The sequence below is a fragment of the Sphingomonas sp. Ell38C01 genome, assembly GCF_055231975.1.
Genome location: NZ_JBUYVA010000001.1, coordinates 3,047,321 through 3,070,046 on the forward strand (window position 1 = coordinate 3,047,321; position 22,726 = coordinate 3,070,046).

22 protein-coding genes and 1 tRNA gene are annotated in these 22,726 nt (G+C 68.2%); 15 read left to right on the top strand and 8 right to left on the bottom strand.

Annotation, left to right across the window (positions count from 1 at the left end; translation table 11 throughout):
- Positions 1-10 precede the first annotated feature (10 nt).
- The 3 genes from ACV7NO_RS14480 to ACV7NO_RS14490 all read left to right on the top strand — a co-directional run bounded on the left by ACV7NO_RS14480 (position 11) and on the right by ACV7NO_RS14490 (position 1,721).
- On the top strand, positions 11-1,024 hold the full coding sequence (locus ACV7NO_RS14480; RefSeq protein WP_463406668.1) for a type II secretion system F family protein: 1,014 nt from the start codon (positions 11-13) through the stop codon (positions 1,022-1,024).
- Complete coding sequence (locus tag ACV7NO_RS14485) at positions 1,021-1,287, top strand: hypothetical protein (RefSeq protein ID WP_463406669.1); 267 nt, start codon at positions 1,021-1,023, stop codon at positions 1,285-1,287. Before ACV7NO_RS14480 ends, ACV7NO_RS14485 begins: the two co-directional genes overlap by 4 nt.
- Positions 1,288-1,364: 77 nt before the next feature.
- On the top strand, positions 1,365-1,721 hold the full coding sequence (locus ACV7NO_RS14490) for a hypothetical protein (RefSeq protein WP_463406670.1): 357 nt from the start codon (positions 1,365-1,367) through the stop codon (positions 1,719-1,721).
- Positions 1,722-1,937: 216 nt separating this feature from the next.
- Here ACV7NO_RS14490 and ppdK read toward each other — a convergent pair whose 3' ends face one another.
- The 3 genes from ppdK to ACV7NO_RS14505 form a co-directional block, all read right to left on the bottom strand.
- Positions 1,938-4,655, bottom strand: a complete 2,718-nt coding sequence (gene ppdK, locus ACV7NO_RS14495; protein ID WP_463406671.1) for a pyruvate, phosphate dikinase — start codon at positions 4,653-4,655, stop codon at positions 1,938-1,940.
- 155 nt (positions 4,656-4,810) lie between these two features.
- Entirely contained in the window at positions 4,811-7,111 is a 2,301-nt protein-coding gene (glyS, locus tag ACV7NO_RS14500) for a glycine--tRNA ligase subunit beta (RefSeq protein WP_463406672.1), read from the bottom strand.
- 148 nt (positions 7,112-7,259) lie between these two features.
- Positions 7,260-8,099, bottom strand: coding sequence for a glycine--tRNA ligase subunit alpha (locus tag ACV7NO_RS14505; protein ID WP_463407365.1), 840 nt, complete (start codon positions 8,097-8,099; stop codon positions 7,260-7,262).
- Positions 8,100-8,252: 153 nt separating this feature from the next.
- On the opposite strand from ACV7NO_RS14505, the gene ACV7NO_RS14510 reads away from it, so the two are divergent.
- A complete protein-coding gene (locus ACV7NO_RS14510) occupies positions 8,253-9,158 on the top strand; it encodes a TraB/GumN family protein (protein ID WP_463406673.1) in 906 nt (301 codons plus the stop codon).
- A 61-nt stretch (positions 9,159-9,219) separates the two neighbouring features.
- Positions 9,220-9,296, top strand: a tRNA-Trp gene (locus tag ACV7NO_RS14515).
- A gap of 11 nt (positions 9,297-9,307) precedes the next feature.
- Here ACV7NO_RS14515 and uraH read toward each other — a convergent pair.
- Together uraH and ACV7NO_RS14525 are read right to left on the bottom strand one after the other, a co-directional pair.
- Positions 9,308-9,700, bottom strand: coding sequence for a hydroxyisourate hydrolase (uraH, locus tag ACV7NO_RS14520; RefSeq protein ID WP_463406674.1), 393 nt, complete (start codon positions 9,698-9,700; stop codon positions 9,308-9,310).
- A gap of 27 nt (positions 9,701-9,727) precedes the next feature.
- Positions 9,728-10,216: a hypothetical protein gene (locus tag ACV7NO_RS14525; RefSeq protein WP_463406675.1), complete on the bottom strand. Its 489-nt coding sequence runs from the start codon at positions 10,214-10,216 to the stop codon at positions 9,728-9,730.
- A 214-nt stretch (positions 10,217-10,430) separates the two neighbouring features.
- Here ACV7NO_RS14525 and secE point away from each other — a divergent pair, with 214 nt between their 5' ends.
- The 6 genes from secE to ACV7NO_RS14555 all read left to right on the top strand — a co-directional run bounded on the left by secE (position 10,431) and on the right by ACV7NO_RS14555 (position 15,566).
- Positions 10,431-10,628: a preprotein translocase subunit SecE gene (gene secE / locus ACV7NO_RS14530; RefSeq protein ID WP_463406676.1), complete on the top strand. Its 198-nt coding sequence runs from the start codon at positions 10,431-10,433 to the stop codon at positions 10,626-10,628.
- A 23-nt stretch (positions 10,629-10,651) separates the two neighbouring features.
- A complete protein-coding gene (gene nusG / locus ACV7NO_RS14535; protein WP_463406677.1) occupies positions 10,652-11,188 on the top strand; it encodes a transcription termination/antitermination protein NusG in 537 nt (178 codons plus the stop codon).
- A 415-nt stretch (positions 11,189-11,603) separates the two neighbouring features.
- Positions 11,604-12,035, top strand: coding sequence for a 50S ribosomal protein L11 (gene rplK / locus ACV7NO_RS14540; RefSeq protein WP_463406678.1), 432 nt, complete (start codon positions 11,604-11,606; stop codon positions 12,033-12,035).
- 4 nt (positions 12,036-12,039) lie between these two features.
- Positions 12,040-12,732 carry a 50S ribosomal protein L1 gene (gene rplA, locus ACV7NO_RS14545; protein WP_463406679.1) on the top strand — a complete coding sequence of 231 codons (693 nt, stop codon included), beginning with the start codon at positions 12,040-12,042 and terminating at the stop codon, positions 12,730-12,732.
- Between the two features lie 469 nt (positions 12,733-13,201).
- A complete protein-coding gene (locus ACV7NO_RS14550; protein ID WP_463406680.1) occupies positions 13,202-14,947 on the top strand; it encodes a DEAD/DEAH box helicase in 1,746 nt (581 codons plus the stop codon).
- 127 nt (positions 14,948-15,074) lie between these two features.
- Positions 15,075-15,566 (top strand): YaiI/YqxD family protein, encoded by a 492-nt coding sequence (locus ACV7NO_RS14555; protein WP_463406681.1) that lies wholly within the window; start codon positions 15,075-15,077, stop codon positions 15,564-15,566.
- A 90-nt stretch (positions 15,567-15,656) separates the two neighbouring features.
- Here ACV7NO_RS14555 and wrbA read toward each other — a convergent pair whose 3' ends face one another.
- Complete coding sequence (gene wrbA, locus ACV7NO_RS14560; RefSeq protein ID WP_463406682.1) at positions 15,657-16,259, bottom strand: NAD(P)H:quinone oxidoreductase; 603 nt, start codon at positions 16,257-16,259, stop codon at positions 15,657-15,659.
- Positions 16,260-16,314: 55 nt separating this feature from the next.
- Positions 16,315-17,034: a pirin family protein gene (locus ACV7NO_RS14565; protein ID WP_463406683.1), complete on the bottom strand. Its 720-nt coding sequence runs from the start codon at positions 17,032-17,034 to the stop codon at positions 16,315-16,317.
- A 92-nt stretch (positions 17,035-17,126) separates the two neighbouring features.
- Between ACV7NO_RS14565 and ACV7NO_RS14570 the strand changes: the two genes are divergently transcribed.
- From ACV7NO_RS14570 to ACV7NO_RS14585, 4 genes are all read left to right on the top strand, one after another.
- Positions 17,127-18,014 (top strand): LysR family transcriptional regulator, encoded by an 888-nt coding sequence (locus ACV7NO_RS14570; RefSeq protein WP_463406684.1) that lies wholly within the window; start codon positions 17,127-17,129, stop codon positions 18,012-18,014.
- Positions 18,015-18,137: 123 nt separating this feature from the next.
- Complete coding sequence (locus ACV7NO_RS14575) at positions 18,138-19,229, top strand: AI-2E family transporter (RefSeq protein ID WP_463406685.1); 1,092 nt, start codon at positions 18,138-18,140, stop codon at positions 19,227-19,229.
- A 99-nt stretch (positions 19,230-19,328) separates the two neighbouring features.
- Positions 19,329-20,042, top strand: a complete 714-nt coding sequence (ctrA, locus tag ACV7NO_RS14580; protein WP_463406686.1) for a response regulator transcription factor CtrA — start codon at positions 19,329-19,331, stop codon at positions 20,040-20,042.
- 341 nt (positions 20,043-20,383) lie between these two features.
- Complete coding sequence (locus ACV7NO_RS14585) at positions 20,384-20,740, top strand: PilZ domain-containing protein (protein ID WP_463406687.1); 357 nt, start codon at positions 20,384-20,386, stop codon at positions 20,738-20,740.
- 378 nt (positions 20,741-21,118) lie between these two features.
- Here the strand turns inward: ACV7NO_RS14585 and ACV7NO_RS14590 are convergent, their stop codons facing one another.
- Entirely contained in the window at positions 21,119-22,711 is a 1,593-nt protein-coding gene (locus tag ACV7NO_RS14590) for an amidohydrolase (protein WP_463406688.1), read from the bottom strand.
- Between the last annotated feature and the right edge of the window lie 15 nt (positions 22,712-22,726).

The window sequence follows — 22,726 nt, forward strand, 5'->3', positions numbered from 1 at the left end:
TTAGGGTTCGATGACCGGTCCAGGCATGGCACAGACGGGGGGACCCACGCTGCTGGGCATCGACGTCCTGTGGGTGGCGACGATCCTGTCGGGGATCGGGGCGTTCGCGGTGATGTTCGCGATCTATATCGCGCTGTCGGTCCGCGATCCGATGGCCAAGCGCGTCAAGGCGCTCAACGACCGGCGCGAGCAGCTCAAGGCGGGGATCACCGCCTCCACCAAGCGTCGCGCCAAGCTCGTCCAGCGCAACGACACCGCGGACCGGATGCGCAACCTGCTGTCGAGCCTCAAGGTGCTCCAGGACAGTCAGGTGAAGGCGGCGCAGGTCAAGCTGCTCCAGGCCGGCATCCGCTCGAAGGAATGGGCAGTCGCGGTGATCTTCGGGCGGCTCGTCCTGCCGTTCGTGATCGGCGGGCCGGTGCTGTTCTGGGTCTATGGCACCGACGGCTTTGCGGATTACTCGCCGATCAAGAAATACGGGATCGTCGCACTGTCGTTCATCCTGAGCTACAAGGCGCCCGACATCTTCCTGAAGAACAAGATCGCCAAACGCTCCGACGCGATCCGCAAGGGCCTGCCCGACGCGCTCGACCTGCTGGTGATCTGCGCGGAGGCGGGGCTGACCGTCGACGCCGCGTTCCACCGCGTCGCCAAGGAACTGGGCCGCGCCTATCCCGAGCTGGGCGAGGAGTTCACGCTCACCGCGATCGAGCTGGGCTTCCTGACCGACCGGCGGCAGGCGTTCGAGAACCTGTCGATGCGCGTCGCGCTCGATGCGGTGAAGGGCGTCGTCACCACGATGATCCAGACCGAGAAGTACGGCACCCCGCTCGCCTCCGCGTTGCGCGTGCTGTCCGCGGAATTCCGCAACGAACGCATGATGCGCGCCGAGGAAAAGGCCGCGCGGCTGCCCGCGATCATGACGATCCCGCTGATCCTGTTCATCCTGCCCGTGCTGTTCGTCGTCATCCTCGGCCCCGCGGCCTGTTCGATCCACGACGCCTTCGTCGGCGGGCCGGCATGATCCGCCTCGTGCTCCATCAGGGGCTCGCGCTCGCCGCGCTCGGCACCGCCGCGACGGCCGGGGCGCAGGGGATGACGGTCACCCCGATGCCCGCCCCCGCGCCGACCCGCGTCGCGCCCGCGCCGCTCTATGTCGTGCCGGTGCAGCCGCGCGATCCGCGCACCCCGCGCGAACGCTGCCGCGATGCCGGGCTGGCGCGGCTCGGTGGTGCGCCGAGTGACCTCGACCTCCGGGCGATCGACCTGACGTGCAGCCAGCGCTGACCGCCTGACCGCGCGCGCACCGGACCGGAACACCTGCGCCCGGTCGTCGTTATCCTCCCGTAACAAGGAGGCCGTCGATGCTGTTCACCACCACCACCCAGTATGTCGCGCTCGCGGTCGCGATGGTCGCGGGCTGGCTGTTCGGGCTGGCGAGCCATCCGGGCGGCAAGCGCTGGAAGACGCGCTACCATACCGAGCGCGACGCCCACGCCGGCGTCCGCAAGGAGTATGAGACGAAGCTGACCGCCGCGAACACGCGGATCAAGGAGCTGGAGCGTGAGAACGAACGCCTCGCCAAGGCGGTGCCCGTCGCGGCGCCCGCCCCCGTGGCTGGCGCTGCGCCCCGTACACAGGATGCGGCAGTGCCGGCCGCACGCACCGGCACGAGCGCCGGCTGGTTCGACTGGAAGAACCGCGTCGGCAGCAACGTCTAGCCGTCAGCGGGGGCGAAGCCTTCCCCCGGTGAAGGCCGGGCCCAGCCCCTCTGAAGACAGGCGCGGCAGCGCATTCGGCGCACCGCACCGAGACTGGACCCCGGCCTGCGCCGGGGCACGTCCTTGGGATCGAGCCAATACCCCGAACCGCTCGCACCGAGCGTGTCGAAGTGCCGTCCTTCTACGTGCCGCGTATCACGACCGCATCCACCCAGATCACCGCGCCGCCAACGCCGCCTGCGCCGCCGCGAGCCGTGCGATCGGCACGCGGTACGGCGACGCCGAGACGTAATCGAGCCCGACTTTTTCGCAGAACGCGATCGATGCCGGATCGCCGCCATGCTCGCCGCAGATGCCCAGCTTGATCCCGGGTCGCGTCGCCCGCCCGCGCTCGGCAGCCAGTTCGATCAGCTCGCCCACGCCCTCGACGTCGATGCTGACGAACGGATCCTTGGCATAGATCCCCTGCTCGACATACGCGCCCAGGAACCGCGCCGCATCGTCGCGGCTGACGCCCAGCGTCGTCTGCGTCAGGTCGTTTGTGCCGAACGAGAAGAACTCCCCGGCCTCCGCGATCTCGCCAGCACGCAGCGCGGCGCGCGGCAATTCGATCATCGTGCCGACCAGATACTCGATGGTCCTGCCACGCTCCGCGAACACCGCCTTCGCCTGTGCATCGACCACCGCCTTCATCAGCTCCAGCTCGCGCTTGGTCGCGACCAGCGGGATCATCACCTCGGGGATCGGCGCCTCGCCCGACTTCTCCGCGACGTCGATCGCCGCCTCGAAGATCGCACGCGCTTGCATCTCGTAGATCTCGGGATAGGTCACGCCCAGCCGGCACCCGCGATGCCCCAGCATCGGGTTGAACTCGTGCAGCTCGGCCGCGCGCCGCTTGAGCACCTCGACCTCGACGCCTGCCGCTGCCGCGACCTCGGCGAACTCCGCCTCCTCGTGCGGCAGGAACTCGTGCAAGGGCGGATCGAGCAGCCGGACCGTCACCGGCAGCCCCGCCATCACCTCGAAGATCTCCGCGAAGTCGCTGCGCTGTTCGGGCAGCAACCGCTCGAGCGCGACGCGACGCCCGGCCTCGTCCTCCGCCAGGATCATCTGGCGCACCGCGGTGATCCGCGCGGCGTCGAAGAACATGTGCTCGGTCCGGCACAGCCCGACACCCTCCGCGCCGAACTCCCGCGCGGTGCGGCAGTCGTCGGGCGTCTCCGCGTTCGCGCGCACCTTCAGCCGGCGGACCTTGTCGGCCCACACCATCAGCGTCCCGAAATCGCCCGCCAGCTCGGGCTGGATCGTCGCGACCGCGCCCGCCATCACTTCGCCGGTCGCGCCGTCGATCGTCAGGATGTCACCCTCGCGCACCTCGCGTCCCGCCACCCGGAAGATCTTCGTCTTCGCATCGATCGACAGCGTCCCCGCGCCTGACACGCACGGCCGCCCCATGCCGCGCGCGACGACCGCGGCGTGGCTCGTCATCCCGCCGCGCGCGGTCAGGATGCCCTTGGCCGCGTGCATCCCGTGGATGTCCTCGGGCGACGTCTCGGTCCGGACCAGGATCACCGCCTCGCCCGCCGCGTTCCAGCGTTCCGCGGTATCCGCGTCGAACACCACCTTGCCGGACGCCGCGCCCGGCGATGCGGGCAGCCCCTTGGTCAGCACGTCGCGCGCCGCATTGGGATCGAGCGTCGGGTGGAGCAGCTGATCGAGCGCGGCCGGATCGACGCGCGCGACCGCTTCCTCCTCGGAGATCAGCCCCTCGCTCGCCATCTCGACCGCGATCTTGAGCGCGGCCTTGGCGGTCCGCTTGCCGGCACGCGTCTGGAGCATCCACAGCGTCCCGCGCTCGACGGTGAACTCGATGTCCTGCATGTCGCGGTAGTGCGTCTCGAGCCGGTCGAACACCGCGGCCAGCTCGGCATAGACCTCGGGCATCGCCTCTTCCATCGATGCGGGCTTGGCATTCGCCTCCTCGCGCGCGGCCTTCGTCAGATATTGCGGCGTGCGGATGCCGGCGACGACGTCCTCGCCCTGCGCGTTGATGAGGAACTCGCCGTAATAGGCGCGGTCGCCCTTCGCGGGATCGCGCGTGAAGGCGACGCCGGTGGCCGAGGTCTCGCCCATGTTGCCGAACACCATCGCCTGCACGTTCACCGCTGTACCCCAGCTGGCCGGAATATCGTTCAGCCGGCGATAGACCTTCGCGCGCTCCGACTGCCACGATCCGAACACCGCGCCGACGGCACCCCACAACTGGTCATGCACATCCTGCGGGAACGGCTTGCCCCACTCCGCCTCGACGAGCCGCTTGTACTCCGCGACCAGCGCCCTCAGATCCTCGGACGACAACTCGGTATCGAGGTGAAAGCCCTTGTCTTCCTTCGCGATCTCCAGCGCTTCCTCGAACGCGCCATGATCGAGTTCGAGGACGACGTCGGCGTACATCTGGATGAATCGGCGATAGCTGTCCCACGCGAACCGCGCGTCGCCCGAGGTGGCGGCAAGCCCCTCGACCGTCGCGTCGTTGAGCCCCAGGTTCAGGACGGTGTCCATCATCCCGGGCATCGACACCCGCGCGCCCGAGCGTACCGACACCAGCAGCGGATCTGCGGCGTCGCCGAAGGTCTTGCCCGTAACCGCTTCGATATGCGCGATTCCCGCCGCGACCTCGTCGCGCACCGACTGTGGGAACTGCTCGCCCTCGTCATAGTATCGCGTGCACATCGCGGTGGAGATCGTCAGCCCCGGCGGCACCGGCAGCCCGATCGACGCCATTTCCGCCAGGTTCGCGCCCTTGCCGCCCAGCAGCGTCTTGTCGCCCTTGCCGCCGTCGGACACGCCGCCGCCGAAGCGATAGACGTACTGCTCGTCCGCCCCGGAGGCCGATCCCGTCGCCGCGTTCTCGCTCACTACCGCACTCGCCATCGTCTGGTCCTCGTCCCCGAAAATCGTCCCCGCATGCCCGGCTTTGCCGGTGCATTCGTATGTTGTGCACTGCAACACAGTGTCCCGCAAGGCTAGTGACGGAGCGTCGCGCCGGGCACCACACAGCAATCCTTACAAGCGCGATAGCGTTGCGTTCAGCCTTCGATTCGCGAGAAATCCGCCACCCCGTGCACCGCCCCGCGCACCCGCGCGAGCAGCGCCAGCCGGCGTTCGCGCTTCACCGGATCGGCATCGTTGACGATCACCTGTTCGAAGAACGCGTCGATCGGCGCGCGCAGTGAGGCCAGAGCGGTCATCGCCCCCTCGAAATCCTCGCGCGCGACCGCCGCGGCGGCTGCGGGCTCGGCGGCGTCGAGTGCGCCGGACAGCGCGCCTTCGGCGGGGTCCGGGGTGTAACCGAAGTCCGTCACCCCGCCGGAGACGGGGACGAGATCGGCGGCAACCCCCTCCTTCTTCAGGATATTCGCCGCGCGCTTGTACCCCGCGAGCAGGTTCGCCCCGTCCACGGTCCCGACGAACGCCTGCAACGCCCGCACCCGCGCAAGCAGGCGGACGAGATCGTCCTCGCCGCCGAGCGCGAACACCGCGTCGATCAGGTCGTGCCGGACCCCCGCTTCGCGCTGCTGGACCTTCAGGCGGTCGGCGAAGAAGGCGATGATGGCCGCCTGATGCGCGTCGGTCACGTCGAGCAGCGGCTTGACCGCCTCGAACGTCTTCCCGTCGCGGACGAGTTCGAGCATCTTCCTGTCGGCCGTCTCGCCGTCGAAATTCTGGCGCAATGCCGAGGAGATGTTCGCGAACGCCCCCTGGAACTCCGCGCTTCCCCGCTGATAGCCCAGATTGAACAGCGCGCGGCCGACCGCCTCGCCCAGCCGGATGCGCAGGCCGTTGCGCAGGATCAGCGCCAGCCCGCCCAGCGCGGCACGGCGGAGCGCGAACGGGTCCTTCGATCCGGTCGGCTGCTGGTCCGCCGCGAACAGGCTCGTGATCGTATCCAGCTTGTCCGCCAGCGAAACCGCGACCGTCACCGGCGCGGTCGGCACGTCGTCGCCCTGCCCGACCGGCTTGTAGTGATCGCGCACCGCGTCCCAGACTTCGCGCGGCTCGCCCTGCGCAGCGGCGTAGTAACCGCCCATCAGGCCCTGCAATTCGGGGAACTCGCCGACCATCCCGGTGACGAGATCCGCCTTCGCCAGCCGCGCCGCACGCTCCGCCATGTCGGCGAGCACCGCCACATCGCCGTCATCCCGGCGAAGGCCGGGATCCACCGCTCCACCGGCACTTGCGGCACCGTGGACCCCGGCCTTCGCCGGGGTGACGATCCCTTCTTCCACAAGCCACCGCGCGAGCTTCGCCACCCGCTCCACCTTGTCCGCGACCGTGCCCAGCTTCTCGTGGAACACGATCCGGTCGAGCCTGCCCGCCTGCTCCGCCAGCGGCACCTTCAAGTCCGTGTCGTAGAAGAACCGCGCGTCGCTCAGCCGTGCGGCGAGCACCTTGCGGTTGCCCTCCACGATCGTCGCGCCGCCGTCCGACGCTGCGATGTTGGCGGTGCAGACGAACGCGTTCGCCAGCGCGCCGTCCGCATCACGGCAGACGAAATATTTCTGGTTCACCCGCGCGGTCAGCTGGATCACCTCGGGCGGCACGTCGAGGAACGCCGCGTCGAACCGTCCCAGCAGCGGCACCGGCCATTCGGTCAGCCCCGCATTCTCCGCGACCAGCCCCTCGTCCTCGACCAGCACCAGCCCGGCTTCCGCCGCAAGCGCGGACGCGCGGTCCCGCACGATCGCCTCGCGCTCGCGCTGGTCGACCAGCACATGGCACGCGCGCAGTTTCTCGACATAGTCCGCCGCCGACCCGATCGTGATCGCGGACGGATGGCGGAACCGGTGCCCCAGCGTCGCCGCGCCCGAGACGACGCCCGCGATCTCGCACGGCACGATCGTCTCGCCGAACAGCGCGACGATGCCGTGCAAGGGGCGCACCCAACGCAGCGACTCGGTCGAGGTGGACGCCGCGCCCCAGCGCATCGACTTGGGCCACGGGAACGCGCGCACGATCGCGGGGATCGCCTCCGCCAGCACCTCGACGGTCGCGCGGCCGGGCTTCTCCGTTACCGCGTAGAACACGCCGTCGCGCTCGGTCAGCTGCTCGCGCGTCAGCCCGGTCTTGCGCAGGAATCCCTCGAGCGCCTGCGGCGGCGCGGACGCCTTGGGGCCCTTTAGCTCCTCGGACACCGCCTCGGTCGCCTCGGGCAACCCCCGCGCGATCAGCGCGAGGCGGCGCGGAGTGGCATAGGTCACCGTCTCGCCCGCCACGATCCCGGCCTTGGCCAGTTCGCCCGCGAACAGCTTCGCCAGATCCTCGCGCGCCTTGGCCTGCATCCGCGCAGGGATTTCCTCGGAGCGGAGTTCGAGAAGGAAGTCGGTCACAGGCATCCTCGTACCCCGGCGCAGGCCGGGGTCCAGACTCGGCGCGAAGCGCCGATCGCACTACCGCGCGAATTGTTTGATATGGGCTGGGCCCCTGCCTTCGCCGGGGTACGGCTAAAAGACGCGCATCGGTTTACAAAACCGCTGGTCACGCCGCCCACCCGTTCTTCTCCATCCACGCCGCGCAGCTCGCCTTCGCCAGATCGCGCACGCGCCCCATATAGGCCTGCCGTTCCGCGACCGAGATCACCCCGCGCGCCTGCAACAGGTTGAAAATGTGGCTGGCCTTGATCGCCTGCTCGTACGCGGGGATCGGCAGCTTCGCTTCGAGGCAGTTTTCGCACTCCGCGGTCGCCTTGCGGAACAGGTCGAACAGACGGTCGGTATCCGCCACCTCGAAGTTCCACGTCGACATCTGGCGCTCGTTCTCGAGGAACACGTCGCCATACGTCACTCCGGCGTCGTTGAACGCCAGGTCGTAGACATTGTCGACGTCCTGGATGTACATCGCCAGCCGCTCGAGCCCGTAGGTCAGCTCGCCCGCCACGGGCTTGCAGTCATACCCGCCCATCTGCTGGAAATAGGTGAACTGCGTCACCTCCATCCCGTCGCACCAGACCTCCCAGCCCAGCCCCCACGCGCCCAGCGTCGGGCTTTCCCAGTCGTCCTCGACGAAGCGGATGTCGTGAACCGACATGTCCACCCCGATCGCGGCGAGCGAGCCGAGGTACAGCTCCTGCAGGTCGGGCGGCGAGGGCTTCAGGATCACTTGGTACTGGTAATAATGCTGGAGCCGGTTGGGGTTCTCGCCATAGCGCCCGTCGGTCGGGCGGCGGCACGGCTGGACGAACGCCGCGTTCCACGGTTTCGGCCCCAGCGCGCGCAGCGTCGTCGCCGGGTGGAACGTGCCTGCCCCCATTTCCATGTCATAGGGTTGCAGGATCGCGCAGCCCCGCTCGCTCCAGTAATCGTGGAGCGTGAGGATCATGCGCTGGAAGCTTAAGGGGCGATCGGGTGTCTGGGTCACGCCGCGGGCTTTGGCGGATGGGGCCGGAACGATCAAGAGCGCCGAATCGAAGTGGTATGCCGCGCCCCCGCGCGATACAGCCATGCGACGTTTCAGATCGAGGATCGCCAGCCCGTGACATTCCGCCCGTTCAGCACCGCCCTGTCCGCGATCGCGCTGGCGTTCGCGCTCCCCGCCTGCGCCCGCCCCACCCCGCAGGCGGCGGCGCCCGCGGACGCCGACCCTGCGCTTTGGGTCGTGAAGGACAAGGACACGACGATCTACCTGTTCGGGACGATCCATGTCCTGAAACCCGGCCTCACCTGGTTCGACGAAGCGGTCAAGACCGCGTTCGATCGCTCGGGCGAACTGGTGCTCGAGATGGTCCAGCCCGACCAGAGGACCGCCGCGGGCATCGTCGCGACCAAGGCGGTGAACCCCGATCCCACCCCGCTCAGCACCACCCTCACCCCCGCCCGCCGCGCGACGATGGCCAAGGTCCTGACCGACAACGGCCTGCCCGTCGGCGCGTTCGACCGCATGCGGCCGTGGTTCGCCGCGATGAGCCTCACGATCATCCCGCTGCAGAAGCTCGGCTACGATCCCCAGCAGGGCCCGGAGACGGTGCTGGCCGCCGCCGCCAAGCAGGCGAAGAAGCCGGTGATTGGGCTGGAGACGTTCGAGGGCCAGCTCGGTATCTTCGATTCGCTCTCCGCCAAGGCGCAGAAGGCCTTGCTCGACAGCACGATCGACGAACTGCCCAAGGGCGCGGAGACGATGCGGACGATGGTCGCCGACTGGTCGAAGGGCGATCCCGACGCACTCGCCGCCGCGATGAACGACAATCTGAAGGACTCGCCGGAGGTCGGCAAGCTGCTGCTGACCGATCGCAACAAGGCATGGGCGACGTGGATCCAGCAGCGCATGGCACGCCCGGGCACCGTCTTCATCGCGGTCGGCGCGGGGCATCTCGCCGGCCCCGACAGCGTCCAGCGCCAGCTCGCCGCGCGCGGCATCGTCGCGACACGGATCACGTATTGAGGATGGATATGCCGGGGCGCTTGCCCCGGCGCGCGGACCTCGCTAATGGCGACGACCGCACAGGGGTGTAGCTCAGTTGGTTAGAGCGTCGGTCTCCAAAACCGAAGGCCCTCGGTTCGAGTCCGAGCTCCCCTGCCACGCTTCCCGCATCAATTGCCGCGATAGGTCGAATAGCCGTAAGGGCTGACGACGACGGGCACGTGATAATGCGCGCCCGCATCGCTGACGCGGAACACCAGATCGATCTCCGGGAAGAACGGCGTCGCGTCCGCACTCGGATAGCGCGTCATGTCGAATTGCAGCTTGTAGACCCCCGCAGGGAACGTCGCGCTATCGCCGAACGAGCGGACGCGCCCCGCCGCATCGGTGGTGCCGCGCGCGACCTCGCGCCAGCCCGCCTTCTCCTGCCGCAACAGCACGACCGGCACCCCCTGCCCGCCGACGCCGCGCGCGAGATCGAGGACGTGGGTGGAAATGTCCGCCGCGGGTGCGATGGCCGGAGTGATCGCAAGCATGACGGCGGCGACAGCGAAACACTTCATGCGAATTTTCTCCAAAATTTCGCGCGATCAGACCGTAGCCACCGACGCGCCACCCTCCCCCGGCAGCAGCGCCAGCGCGGTGCGATAGCAGTCCTCGATATGCGCATCGCCGACCAGCTTCATCGCACCAAAGCTGATTCCCGCCGCCACCGCCGTGCCTGCGAACGGCACGAACTTCGCTACCGACGCGGTCGCCACGCGTGCGCCGACGCGGCGCAGCAGCATCAGCACGATCCGCTTCGTCACCATCCGCCCGATCACGGTGTTGCCCATGCTCGCCGCCATCACCAGCACCTGCTGCCCGATCTTGGGATCGAGCTTCTGCACCTGGTCGTGATCCAGCTCGAACGCCTTCGAGATGTCGGGCAGCATCTTCGTCAGCAGGCCGATGTCCGCCACCAGATCCGCGCCCGGGATCGGCACCGCCGCCGCGCCTGCGGAGACGAGCGCGCGCTTCGTCACCGAGGCGCGCATTTCCTCGCGCACCCTGTCGAGTTCCGCCTTGCTGCCGATCATGCCCGTCCCCTCTGCCTGGTCGTCCCGCATAACGCCGGTCGCCCGGAAAAGCCGCATCGGACACGCCGGGGCACGCGGGCTTGCCCTCGCCGTCGCATCGGATTACATGCGCAGCCCATCCGATAGCGAGGACGGACCCTTGCCGCTGCCCCGAACGCCGGGGCGGCGGTAGCGGACCTATGCCTCGCTGCATGCATTTCGAGGCGCAACGCGCATGGCCAAGACGACCCCGATCGAGTTCCTCCGCCAAGTCCAGACCGAGACGCGCAAGATCGTCTGGCCGACGCGGCGCGAGACGATGATGACCGCGGTGATGGTCGTCATCATGACGACGATCCTCGCGATCTTCTTCCTGGCGGTCGATTCGGTGTTCGACGCGACCGTCAAGGCGCTGCTCGCGCTCGCCCGCTAACAGATCTGATCGAGGACTATACGATGTCGCGCTGGTACATCATCCACGCCTATTCCGGGTTCGAGGGCAAGGTCCGCGATTCGATCATGGCGGAGGCGACCCGGATGGGTCTCGAGACGCTGGTCGAGCAGATCGAGGTGCCGACCGAGACCGTCACCGAGGCGCGCCGCGGCAAGAAGATCGCGGTCGAGCGCAAGTTCATGCCCGGCTATGTCCTCGCCAAGCTCGACATGACCGACCAGGTCTATCACCTCGTCAAGAACACGCCCAAGGTCACCGGCTTCCTCGGCAGCATGGGCAAGCCCCAGGCGATCAGCGAGGCCGAGGCCGCGCGGATGCTGAACAGCAAGGAAGAAGCCGCCGCCGCGCCCAAGACGCAGGTCAAGGTCGATTACGAGATCGGCGATGCGGTCAAGGTGCTCGACGGCCCCTTCGCCAGCTTCAACGGCACCGTGGAAGAGCTCGACTTCGACAAGTCGAAGGTCAAGGTCAGCGTCTCGATCTTCGGCCGCGCGACCCCGGTCGAGCTCGACTTCGAGCAGGTCGAGCGCTCGAAATAAGGCGAAACCGCATTTCGAGTGTCGCACGCCGATAGCGAAGCTATCGTCGAGACGACGCTCGACCGGCCGGCGGGTCGCTCCCAGAGCGAACCCGTCCGACGAAGACGCGGGATTTACTCCCGCGTCGTCCCTCTCTTTGCCATCCAGCGTCAGCCTGCTACAGATCGGTCAGCGACGTCCGGCCCATAACCGGAAGACGATGCCTGGGTCGAGCCCGGGCGGGATGGGGCGGAACCAAGGTCGCTGTACGCCCCATCCACATCTCGCGGTGCCATTCGCGATTGTGGCTCGACGACCCCTTCCCAACGCTCCCCACATCCGCTATGCGCCCGCGCTTCCACCGTACCATCGCTGGAATGCTGCGGGAGGGCGCGAAGGCGTCCGCTTGAACCGCTAAACTTGAAACGAGAGTGACATGGCAAAGAAGATCACAGGCTATATCAAGCTGCAGGTGCCCGCGGGCGCCGCAAACCCCTCGCCGCCGATCGGGCCGGCGCTGGGTCAGCGCGGCGTGAACATCATGGAATTCTGCAAGCAGTTCAACGCGTCGACCGGCGAAGTCGAGAAGGGCACGCCGCTGCCCACCGTCATCACCGTCTATGCCGATCGCTCGTTCTCGTTCGAGACGAAGACCGCGCCGGCCACCTACCTCATCAAGAAGGCGGCGAACCTGAAGTCGGGCTCGAAGGAGCCGGGCAAGGTGTCCGCGGGCAAGATCGCGCGCTCGAAGCTCAGCGAGATCGCCGAGATGAAGATGAAGGACCTGAACGCCAACGACATCGAGGCTGCGACCAAGATCATCGAAGGTTCCGCCCGCGCGATGGGCCTCGAAGTGGTGGAGGGCTGAGATCATGGCATTCGTGAGCAAGAAGCAGAAGGCGATCACGATCGACCGCGAGAAGCTGTACGGCGTTGACGAGGCGATCGGCCTCGCCAAGACCGGCGCCACCTCGAAGTTCGACGAGACGATCGAAGTCGCGCTGAACCTGGGCGTCGATCCGCGTCACGCAGACCAGATGGTCCGCGGCGTGGTGACGCTGCCCAAGGGCACCGGCAAGACGGTGCGCGTCGGCGTGTTCGCGCGCGGCGCGAAGGCCGAGGAGGCGCTCGCCGCCGGGGCCGACGTGGTCGGCGCGGAGGACCTGATGGAGATCGTCCAGGGCGGCAAGATCGACTTCGATCGCTGCATCGCGACCCCGGACATGATGGGCGTCGTCGGTCGCCTCGGCAAGGTGCTGGGCCCCAAGGGCCTGATGCCGAACCCGAAGCTGGGCACCGTCACGATGAACGTCGCTGCCGCCGTGGAAGCGGCCAAGGGCGGCCAGGTCGAGTATCGCGTCGAGAAGGCGGGCATCATCCATTCGGGCATCGGCAAGGCGTCGTTCCCGGCGGAAGACCTGCGCGCGAACTTCGACGCGCTGGTGGACGCGATCGTGAAGGCGAAGCCGTCGGGTGCGAAGGGCAAGTATGTCCGCAAGGTCGCGATCTCGTCGACGATGGGCGCGGGCATCAAGGTGGACACCGCCGAAGTCGCCGGCGCCTGAGCGCCCGCGACGCCGCACGACGTCAGCGCAAGCTGACGACGAGACGGCACGAGGCCGGCCGGCGCGGCACAGCAGCGACCGACGACACGGGACTTGCTCCCGTGTCGGCCGCCACACGAAAAGGGCCGGGAGCGATCCCGGCCCTTTTTCGCATCCTCCAAAGATCCTCCCCGCCCGCGGAGTTCGAGGTTGGATTGCCCCAGGCAATCCAAGTTCGTGCTGGGCGGCACGAACGACCTCGAACTGGGGACCGTTCGCGCAACGAATGGTGGAGGGGGATCGCCACAAGCGGTTCGCGCGCGGCACGCCCCCTCCTCCCCCATGCTTCGCATGGTCCCCCTCCCCACAGGCCGGGAGGAGCGGGTGGCCACACCGCGCCATCCGTGCTATCGCAGCCGCTCACAGTTCACAGCCCCGATACTCGCTGCCCGTTGCATCGGCCGCGCCGTGGCCCATATCGAAAAGCCTCATGTCCTTTCCCGATCTCACCCCCGCCCTTTCCGAGGCGCTGACCGCGCGCGGCTACGAAACCCTCACCCCCGTTCAGGCCTCGGTGATCGAGCCCGCGGCCGATGGTCGCGACCTGCTCGTCTCCGCGCAGACCGGCTCGGGCAAGACCGTCGCCTTCGGGCTCGCGATGGCCGGGCAGATGCTCAACGAGGGGGTTCTTCCGTCGGCCGCGTTGCCGATGGCGCTCGTCATCGCACCGACGCGCGAACTGGCGTTGCAGGTCGCCAAGGAACTGTCGTGGCTCTACGCTGGCACGCATGCGCGCATCGCGACCTGCGTCGGCGGGATGGATGCCAGCCGCGAGCGCCGCGCGCTCAACCACGGCACGCACATCGTCGTCGGCACGCCCGGCCGCCTGAAGGACCATCTGGAGCGAGGCGCGCTCGACCTCTCGATGCTTCGCGTCGCGGTTCTCGACGAGGCGGACGAGATGCTCGACATGGGCTTCCGCGAGGATCTCGAGACGCTGCTCGACGCGACCCCAAAGGAGCGTCGCACGCTGCTGTTCTCCGCGACGATGCCGCAGCCGATCGTGCGGCTCGCCAAGACCTACCAGCGCGACGCGCTGCGCATCTCGACCGTCGGCGAGGATCGCGGGCATGGCGACATCGCCTACCGCGCGGTGACGGTCGCGCCGTCGGACATCGAGCACGCCGTCATCAACCTGCTGCGCTTCTACGAGGCGGAGACGGCGATGCTGTTCTGCGCGACACGCGACAATGTCCGTCACCTCCACGCTAGCTTGGCCGAGCGCGGGTTCGCCGCGGTCGCGCTGTCGGGCGAGCATAGCCAGAACGAGCGCAACGCTGCGCTCCAAGCGTTGCGCGACCGCCGCGCGCGCGTCTGCGTCGCGACCGACGTCGCCGCGCGTGGGATCGACCTGCCGACGCTCAGCCTGGTCGTCCATGTCGAGATCCCGCGCGATGCGGAGGTGCTCCAGCATCGCTCGGGCCGCACCGGCCGCGCGGGCAAGAAGGGCACCGCTGTCATCATCGTCCCGTATCCGCGGCGGCGTCGCGTCGAGGGGATGCTGCGCGGTGCGCGGATCGCGGCGGAGTGGGGCAACGTCCCGACCGCCGAGGATATCCGCGCCAAGGATCGCGAGCGCCTGCTCGAGACGCTGATGGCCCCGGTCGAGATTGACGACGAGGACCGCGCGCTCGCCGAGCAGCTGATGGCGCAGCGCACCCCCGAGGAGATCGCGGGCGCGCTGGTCCATGCGCACCGCGCCGCGATGCCGCAGCCCGAGGAGCTGATCGACCGCTCGCCCACCGCCGATCCGCAGGCCAGCGCAGCGCATCGCGCGGGGTTCGACGACGTCGTGTGGTTCCGCATGAACATCGGCCGCCGCCAGAACGCCGATCCGCGCTGGGTGCTGCCACTGATCTGCCGCCGCGGCCATGTGACGAAGGCCGAGATCGGCGCGATCCGCATTGGCCAGACCGAGACGCAGTTCCAGGTCCCCCGCGGTGTCGCGGACCGCTTCGCACAGGCGATCAAGGCGACCGCCAATGCGGACGGTGAGGACGAGAACGGCGTGATGATTATCCCGATGGACGGCCCGCCCCCGCCCGAACAGCGCAGCCAGGGCGGCGGCGCGAACCGCTCGAACGCCGGCGGCGGACGCCCCGCCCCCTACCGCGCCCGCCCCACCGGCGGCGCACCGCGGCCGGGCGGCCGTCCCGGCGGCCCGCGTCGGGGGTAGTATCAGGATGCCGCCGTACCCCGGCGCACGCCGGGGCCCAGCCCCGAGCAAGGCCTCGCGCGGCAGCGCGATCGGCGCTGCGCGCCGAGACTGGCCCCCGGCCTGCGCCGGGGTAGGGTAACCGCGAGTGGCAACCGTACCCGACCCCCGCCGCATCCTCGTCGACGCCGACGCCTGCCCGGTGAAGGACGAGATCTACCGCGTCGCGTGGCGCGTCGGCGTGCCCGTCACGATCGTCAGCAACAGCCATCTGCGCGTGCCCGACCATCCGCTGGTGTCGCGCGTCGTGGTGAGCGACGGCTTCGACGCCGCCGACGACTGGATCGCGGAGGCCGCAGCCCCCGGCACGATTGTGGTGACCGCAGACATATTGCTCGCGGATCGCGCGCTGAAGGCGGGCGCGGTCGTTCTGTCGCCCACCGGCAGGCCCTTCACCACCAGCTCGATCGGTGGCGCGATCGCCACCCGCGCGATCATGGCGGATCTGCGCGCGGGTGGCGAGCAGCTAGGAGGCCCCGCCCCCTTCTCGAAGGTGGATCGCTCGCGCTTCCTGCAAGCGCTCGACACCGCGCTCGCGAAATTGCGGTGCGCACCCTATCCCCAAACCCGTTCGCACTGAGCGTGTCGAAGTGCTGTACTTTTTCTCCAACCCGGGAAAAAAAGGACGGTGCTTCGACATGCTCAGCACGAACGGGATTAGAGCAATGGCTTATCTAGCCAGCTTCGCCGCCGTCTCCGCGATCCGCTTGCCCTGATAGCGAGCGCCGTCGAGCTCGACCGCGCTCGGCATCCGCGAGCCGTCGCCGTCCGCCAGCGTCGACGCGCCGTACGGCGTCCCGCCCTTGACCGCGTCGAGGCCCATCTGCCCCTGGAACCCGTAATCGAGCCCGACGATCGTCATGCCGTGGTGGAGCAGGTTGGTGATGATCGACATCAGCGTCGTCTCCTGCCCGCCATGCTGGCTCGCGGTCGAGGTGAACGCGCCGCCGACCTTGCCGATCAGCTTGCCGCCGAACCATAGACCACCGGTCGTGTCCCAGAAGCTCGCCATCTGGCTGGGCATCCGCCCGAACCGCGTCGGCGCGCCGACGATGATCGCGTCATAGGCCACCAGTGCATCGGGGCCCTCGATCTCGGGGTGCGCGGTGTCGGTCTTGAAACCGGCCGATTCGACCACCGCATCGGGTGCGGTTTCGGCCACGCGGCGGATGTCCACCTCGGCGCCGCCGGCGCGCGCGCCCTCGGCAACGGCATCCGCCATCGCCTCGATGTGGCCGTAGGACGAGTAATAGAGGACGAGAACCTTGGTCATGAAGCGTTTCCCTGATTGAAGATCGGCCCCCGGCACGCGCCGGGGGCCATGATGGTCACTCCGAATCGACGAGCACGATCTCGGCATCCTCCTGCGCGACGATCGCGATCGTCCGCCCACCGAGGATCGCCGCACCGTCCCGCGTCGCAAACGGCTGGCCGTCGATCGTGATCCGTCCGGTCGCGGGAACGAGATACACGTGCCGCCCCTCGCCGATCGCGTACTCGACGGTGTCGCCCGCCTTCACGGTCGCGCCCAGCACGCGCGCATCGGCGCGGATCGGCAGCGCGTCGGCATCCTCGGCGAACCCGCTCGCCAGCGCGACGAACTGGCCCGAGCGCTCGCCCTTGGGAAAGGGCTTGGCGCCCCAGCTCGGCGATCCGCCCTTCGTGCGCGGCTCGATCCAGATCTGGAACAGCGTCGTCGTCTCGTCCTCGAGATTATACTCGGCGTGCCGGACGCCCGAACCCGCGCTCATCACCTGGACGTCGCCCGCGCCGGTGCGGCCCGCATTGCCCATCGAGTCCTTGTGCGTGATCGCGCCCGAACGGACATAGGTGATGATCTCCATGTCGCTGTGCGGGTGCGGCGGGAAGCCGGTCTGCGCCGCGATCGCGTCGTCGTTCCACACGCGGATCGCGCCCCAGCCCATCCGGGCGGGATCGTAATAGCTCGCGAAGCTGAAATGGTGCCGCGCGTCGAGCCAACCATGGTCGGCGTGGCCCAGCGTCGCGAAGGGGCGGCGGTCGATGGCGGTTGTCGTGGTGGTGGTCATGGGACCCTCCTTTAGCGTCGAACACCAGATAGGGGTTGCTTGACAGCTAGAAAATGGAAACGTCGGAAACCGATCGTTTCAAGGATTGCCGTATGCGACTCCCCGATCTCGAAGCCTGGGCGATCTTCGCCGCAGTAGCGGAGCACCGTTCGTTCAGCGCCGCGGCCGAGGCGATCGGCGTCAGCAAGGCGACCGTATCCAAGGCGGTGACCCGGCTCGAGGCGCATATCGGCCAGTCGCTGTTCCACCGCACCTCGCGCCGGATCGCGCTGACCGAGGCGGGGATTCCGCTTGCCGAACGTGCGCGGCGCATCCTGGCGGAGGCGATCGCGGCCGAAGAGGCCGCGTGCGACGGCGCGACCGCACCCGCAGGCCGGATCCGCCTGGCGGTGCCGATGACCTTCGGCGTCGGCAACATCGCGCCGCTGCTCCCCGATTTCCTCGTTGCGCATCCGGGCATCGAGATCGACCTGCACCTGTCCGATGCGCGCGTCGATATCATCGCCGAGGGGTTCGACGTCGCACTCCGGATCGCGGACCTGCCCGACAGCTCGCTACGCGCGCGGCGGCTATGCAGCATCCCTGCGCACATCGTCGCCGCGCCCGCCTATCTGGCGAAACACGGCACGCCGACCCACCCGGGCCAGCTCGGCGAACACCGGCTGCTCGGCTATACCAACATCGTCGGCCCGTGGCGCTTTCGCGGCCCCGGCGGCGCGGAGGTGTCGGTCAGGCCCGCCGGGCCGCTCGCGGCGAACAGCGGCGATGCGCTGATGCCCGCGCTCGTCGCCGGGCTCGGCATCGCGCGGCTGCCCGCCTTCATCCTCGGCGACACGCTGGCGACGGGCGCGGTCGTCGAGATCCTGCACGCCTGGACCCCTGCGCCGATCGGCCTCCATCTCCTCACCCCCCCCAGCCCGCTGCGCCCCGCCCGCGTCGAGGCGCTGATCGCGTTCCTGGCGGACCGGCTGCGGGATTGAGCGGCTCTCCCGCAAGGGGCGGATCAGTTGCAGCCACGTCGCCCCGGCGACCATGAGCCTCGATTCACCCACGGACCGCCACCGCCCTTGCGGCGCAGCACCGCCGCTGCCACCACGCTCGCCATGAATCGCCTCGCCCCCGACGCCGACGACGCACGCTACCTGCGCCGCCTCGTCCTCACGATCGTCGTCGGCGCGGTCGCCGCCGCACTCTATCTCGCGGGTGACCTGCTGATCCTCGCGTTCGGCTCGATCCTCGGCGCGATCGTCATCCACGCGATCGCGGACATGTATCGCACCCACGCGCGCCTCCCCGCGAAGCCCGCGCTGGCGCTCGCGATCCTCACCGTCGTCGCGATCGTCTCGTTCCTCGGCTGGCTGTTCGGGGTGGAGTTCCGCCAGCAGGTCAACGTCCTCGTCACCCGCCTCCCCGCGATCCTCGACCAGTTCGCGGCGTACCTCTCACGCTCGCCCGTCGGCGCGAAGATCGTCGATGCGGTGCAGGCCGCGTTCGCGGGCAGCCGCGTCGCGCAGGACATCGGCGGACTGGCGCGGGGCGCAGGCGAGATGATCCTCAACGCACTGCTCGTCTTCGTCGGCGCGATCTTCCTCGCGGTCGATCCGACGGTGTACGAGCGCGGTTTCCTCCTGCTGATGCCGCCGTCGAAGCGTGCCGCGATCGAGGATGCGCTGTTCGACGTCGCCTCGACGCTCAAGTTGTGGCTGCGCGCGCAGCTGATCCAGATGACGACGATGGGGGTCCTCGTCGGCGTCGGCCTGTGGATCGCGGGCGTGCCCTCGGCCGCCGCGCTGGGGCTGCTCACCGGGCTCAGCGAGTTCGTCCCCTATGTCGGGCCGATCGCCGCGATGCTCCCCGCGCTCGGGCTCGCGGCGACGCAGGGGACCGGCGCGATCATCGGCACGCTGGTCACCTATGCGGTCGTCCGCGTCGTCCAGACGAACATCATCACCCCGTTTGTCACCTCGCGCGTCGTCGCGATCCCGCCCGCGATCACGCTGTTCGCGATCCTGGCGATCGGGACCGTCTTCGGCGTGTTCGGGCTGTTCTTCTCCGCCGCGCTGCTCGTCGTGATCTTCACGCTCGTACGCAGTCTTTACCTGCGCGAAACGCTTGGCGAGGATATACCGAGGGCCGAGCACCAGACGCTGCTCGCCGCGCGCGTGCAAAACGACCCTCGCGAATCAGGCGCTTAGCCGAAAATTAACCTTTTGCCTTCACACCCCGTTTGGTTAATGAATCTCAGGGGCCGGATCAGGGGTGATCCTGCGGCTTTCCGAACGGGGGATTGCCTGATGCGCGTACTGCTGATCGAAGACGAGCCCACGACGGCCAAGGCGATCGAGCTGATGCTCACGACCGAAGGCTTCAACATCTACACGACCGATCTGGGCGAAGAGGGCCTCGATCTGGGCAAGCTGTATGACTACGACATCATCCTGCTCGACCTGAACCTGCCCGACATGCACGGCTACGACGTGCTCAAGAAGCTGCGCGTGGCGCGGGTGCAGACGCCGGTGCTGATCCTGTCGGGCGTGAACGAGATGGATTCGAAGGTCCGCAGCTTCGGCTTCGGCGCCGACGATTACGTGACGAAGCCGTTCCATCGCGAGGAACTGGTCGCGCGCATCCACGCCGTCGTCCGCCGCTCGAAGGGTCATTCGCAAAGTGTCATCAGGACCGGCAAGCTGGCGGTGAACCTCGATGCCAAGACCGTCGAGGTCGATGGCAGCCGCGTCCACCTGACCGGCAAGGAATATGCGATGCTCGAGCTGCTGAGCCTGCGCAAGGGCACGACGCTCACCAAGGAAATGTTCCTCAACCACCTCTATGGCGGCATGGACGAGCCCGAGCTGAAGATCATCGACGTCTTCATCTGCAAGCTGCGCAAGAAGCTCAGCATGGCTTGCGACGGCGAGAACTACATCGAAACGGTCTGGGGCCGCGGCTACGTTCTGCGCGAGCCCGACGAAGTGGGTGTGGCGGTGACGGAAGCGGCGGTGGCCTGAGCGACAGGATCCGCGCGACGATGTCGCGACGAATCCACCCCGCGTCCATCCTCATCGACCGGACCTGCGCGGTCAGCGACTTGCCCTGCAGGCGGGATACAGCGGCGTAGCGACCGGCGCGCCGGATACGAGAAACCTGCATTGCGGGAGTCTTAGGCTTGCCGTCGACGCTAAATGAACGGAATTACTGACAAAAAATCACCGTTAATCGCGATTCATTATCGCCCGTCATGAAAGATCCGTTCTGGATGCAATAGGACGGCATGGCGATGCTTTGGTGACCCGTAAAAATCACCTGCGCGGTATAGTGCCAGGCGCCATCGTCGAGCCGGGAGATTCCGATGGGTTCATTGCACGATGCGCAGTCCAGACGGGACCTGCGCCAGTCACAACGCTTTCCAACCAGTCTCGCAGCGAATGTGATTGCGGATCGCACGACATACGAGGTCCACATCAAGGATATCTCGGCCCTCGGCATCTGCTTTTTCGGTGAGATGGCTATTCAGCCGGGTGAAGAGATACTGGTCTGCCTGAAAAATCTCAGGGCGGTCGCCACGGTCGTGTGGTCGCGAAACGATCTGTTCGGAGCCACCTTCCACAAGGATATCAGCCCGCTTCAGGTCGTGCGCGACAACAGCGAGCACTCGATGTTCTCGAGACGGCGCTCCGCGAAGTCGATGATCGCACTCGTACGATAAGCCCTCTTACCGCACGCGATCGGTGCGCGATGCGAGATGGGCCGCGCTCGGGGAGCCGCCATATGTCCATTCGACGGCCCTGATCGATACGGCTTTCGCCAATGCCTTTTCCGATCACGACCGGACGCGCAGATCGCCGTCCCGGTCGACGTTCCCGACGCCAAGCGCGTCGCCACGCAGATGACCTTGCCGTGGTCGGACTTCGACAGCCGGCTCCGCGACGATATGAATTTAGCGCTCCCCCTCAAGTCCCGCTGCGCATGTGACGACCAGAATATGGCCACGCATCGGTCCGATCTTCCGCCACAATCCATCCACGATCAAGACGCCAGCACCCGACGCGCTGCAAGCGCCACGGTTGCCGCGCGCACCATTCCCCTACTTCGCCTCGAACACCTTCTCCCCGCCGACCCACGTCTGCTCCACCTTGCTCGCGCGCAGCTCGCTCGCGCTCGCCAGCGTCGGGTCGCGGTCGACGATGATGAAGTCCGCGCGCTGACCGGGCTGGAGCGAGCCGAACTTGCCTTCCGCGAACCCCGCATAGGCCGCGCCGCCCGTCATCGCCCACCATGCCTGCTCGCGCGTCACCGCCTCCTGCGGCTGCCACCCGCCATAGGGCTGGCCGTCCGCGCCGGTCCGCGTGAACGCAGCCGCCCAGGTCGCGAAGGGATCGGGCGTCTCGACCGGAAAGTCGGTCCCGAACGCCAGCTTGCTGCCGTTCCGCAGCATCGACGCCCAGGCATACGCCCCCGCCAGCCGCGCCGGACCCAGCCGCGCCTCCGCCATCACGCGGTCGCTCGTCTGGTGGACGGGCTGCATCGACGCGATCGTCCCGAACTTCCCGAACCGCGGCAAGTCGGCGGGATCGATCACCTGCGCATGCTCGACGCGCCAGCGCCGGTCGCCCTTGTACGTCTCTCCCAGGACCTCGATCGCGTCGAGCGCCTGCCGGTTCGCACGGTCGCCGATCGCGTGGACCGCGACCTGATAGCCGTCCATCGCCGCGCGGCTCATCTGGTTCTGCAACTGCGCGTCGGTGAGGAACCCCGCCCCCGTCTGCCCTGCCGCATCCGCATAGGGCGCCTTCAGCCACGCCCCGCGCGAGCCGAGCGCGCCATCGGCATAGATCTTGACCCCGCCCAGCTGAAGCCGGTCGCCGTACAGCCACGGCGTCGGCCCCTTGCCGCCGATCCGGATCGCGGTGTCGACCCCGCCGGCATAGGCCATCACCCGCAGGCGCAGCGCGCCGATGTCGCCCATCCGCCGATAGGTCAGCCAGTCGTCGAGCGAAGTGCCCATGTCCGCCGCCGCGGTCACGCCGTGGCTCAACAGGATCGCCTGCGCGCGCAGGAACGCGGCGTCGCGCTCCTTTGGCAGCGGTTGCGGCACCGCCTTGTCGACCAGCGCCTGCGCCGCGTCGACGAACACGCCCGACGGCTGCGCGCCGGTCTTCTCGATCCGCCCGCCCGGCGGCGAGACGCTCTTCGCGGTCACGCCCGCCTCGCGCAGCGCCATCGAATTGCCCCAGCTGGCATGCCCATCGGCGCGCGCCAGCCACACCGGCCGGTCGCTCACCACCGCGTCGAGATCCGCCGCGGTCGGGAACCGCCCAAGCCCCCACGCCTCCTGGTTCCAGCCGCCGCCGACGATCCACTTGCGATCGGGGTTCGCCGCCGCATAGGCCGCGATCCGCGCCTTCGCCTCGTCGAGCGAGGTCGTCGTCGACAGGTCGAGCGACAGCGCACGGAATCCCTGTCCGATGACGTGCCCGTGTGCGTCGATGAAGCCGGGCAGCAGCACCTTGCCCTTCAGGTCAGCGCGCCAGTCGGGCCGCTCGGGGCGCTTGTCCCTGGCCGACAACAGCTTCGTCACCTTGCCGTCGAGCGACATCTGGATTCCGGTGAACCGCACGACGCGGCCCTCCTTGTCGAGCGTGATCCCCGCGACATTGTCGATCAGCGCGTCCGCCATTGCGGGTGTTGGGAA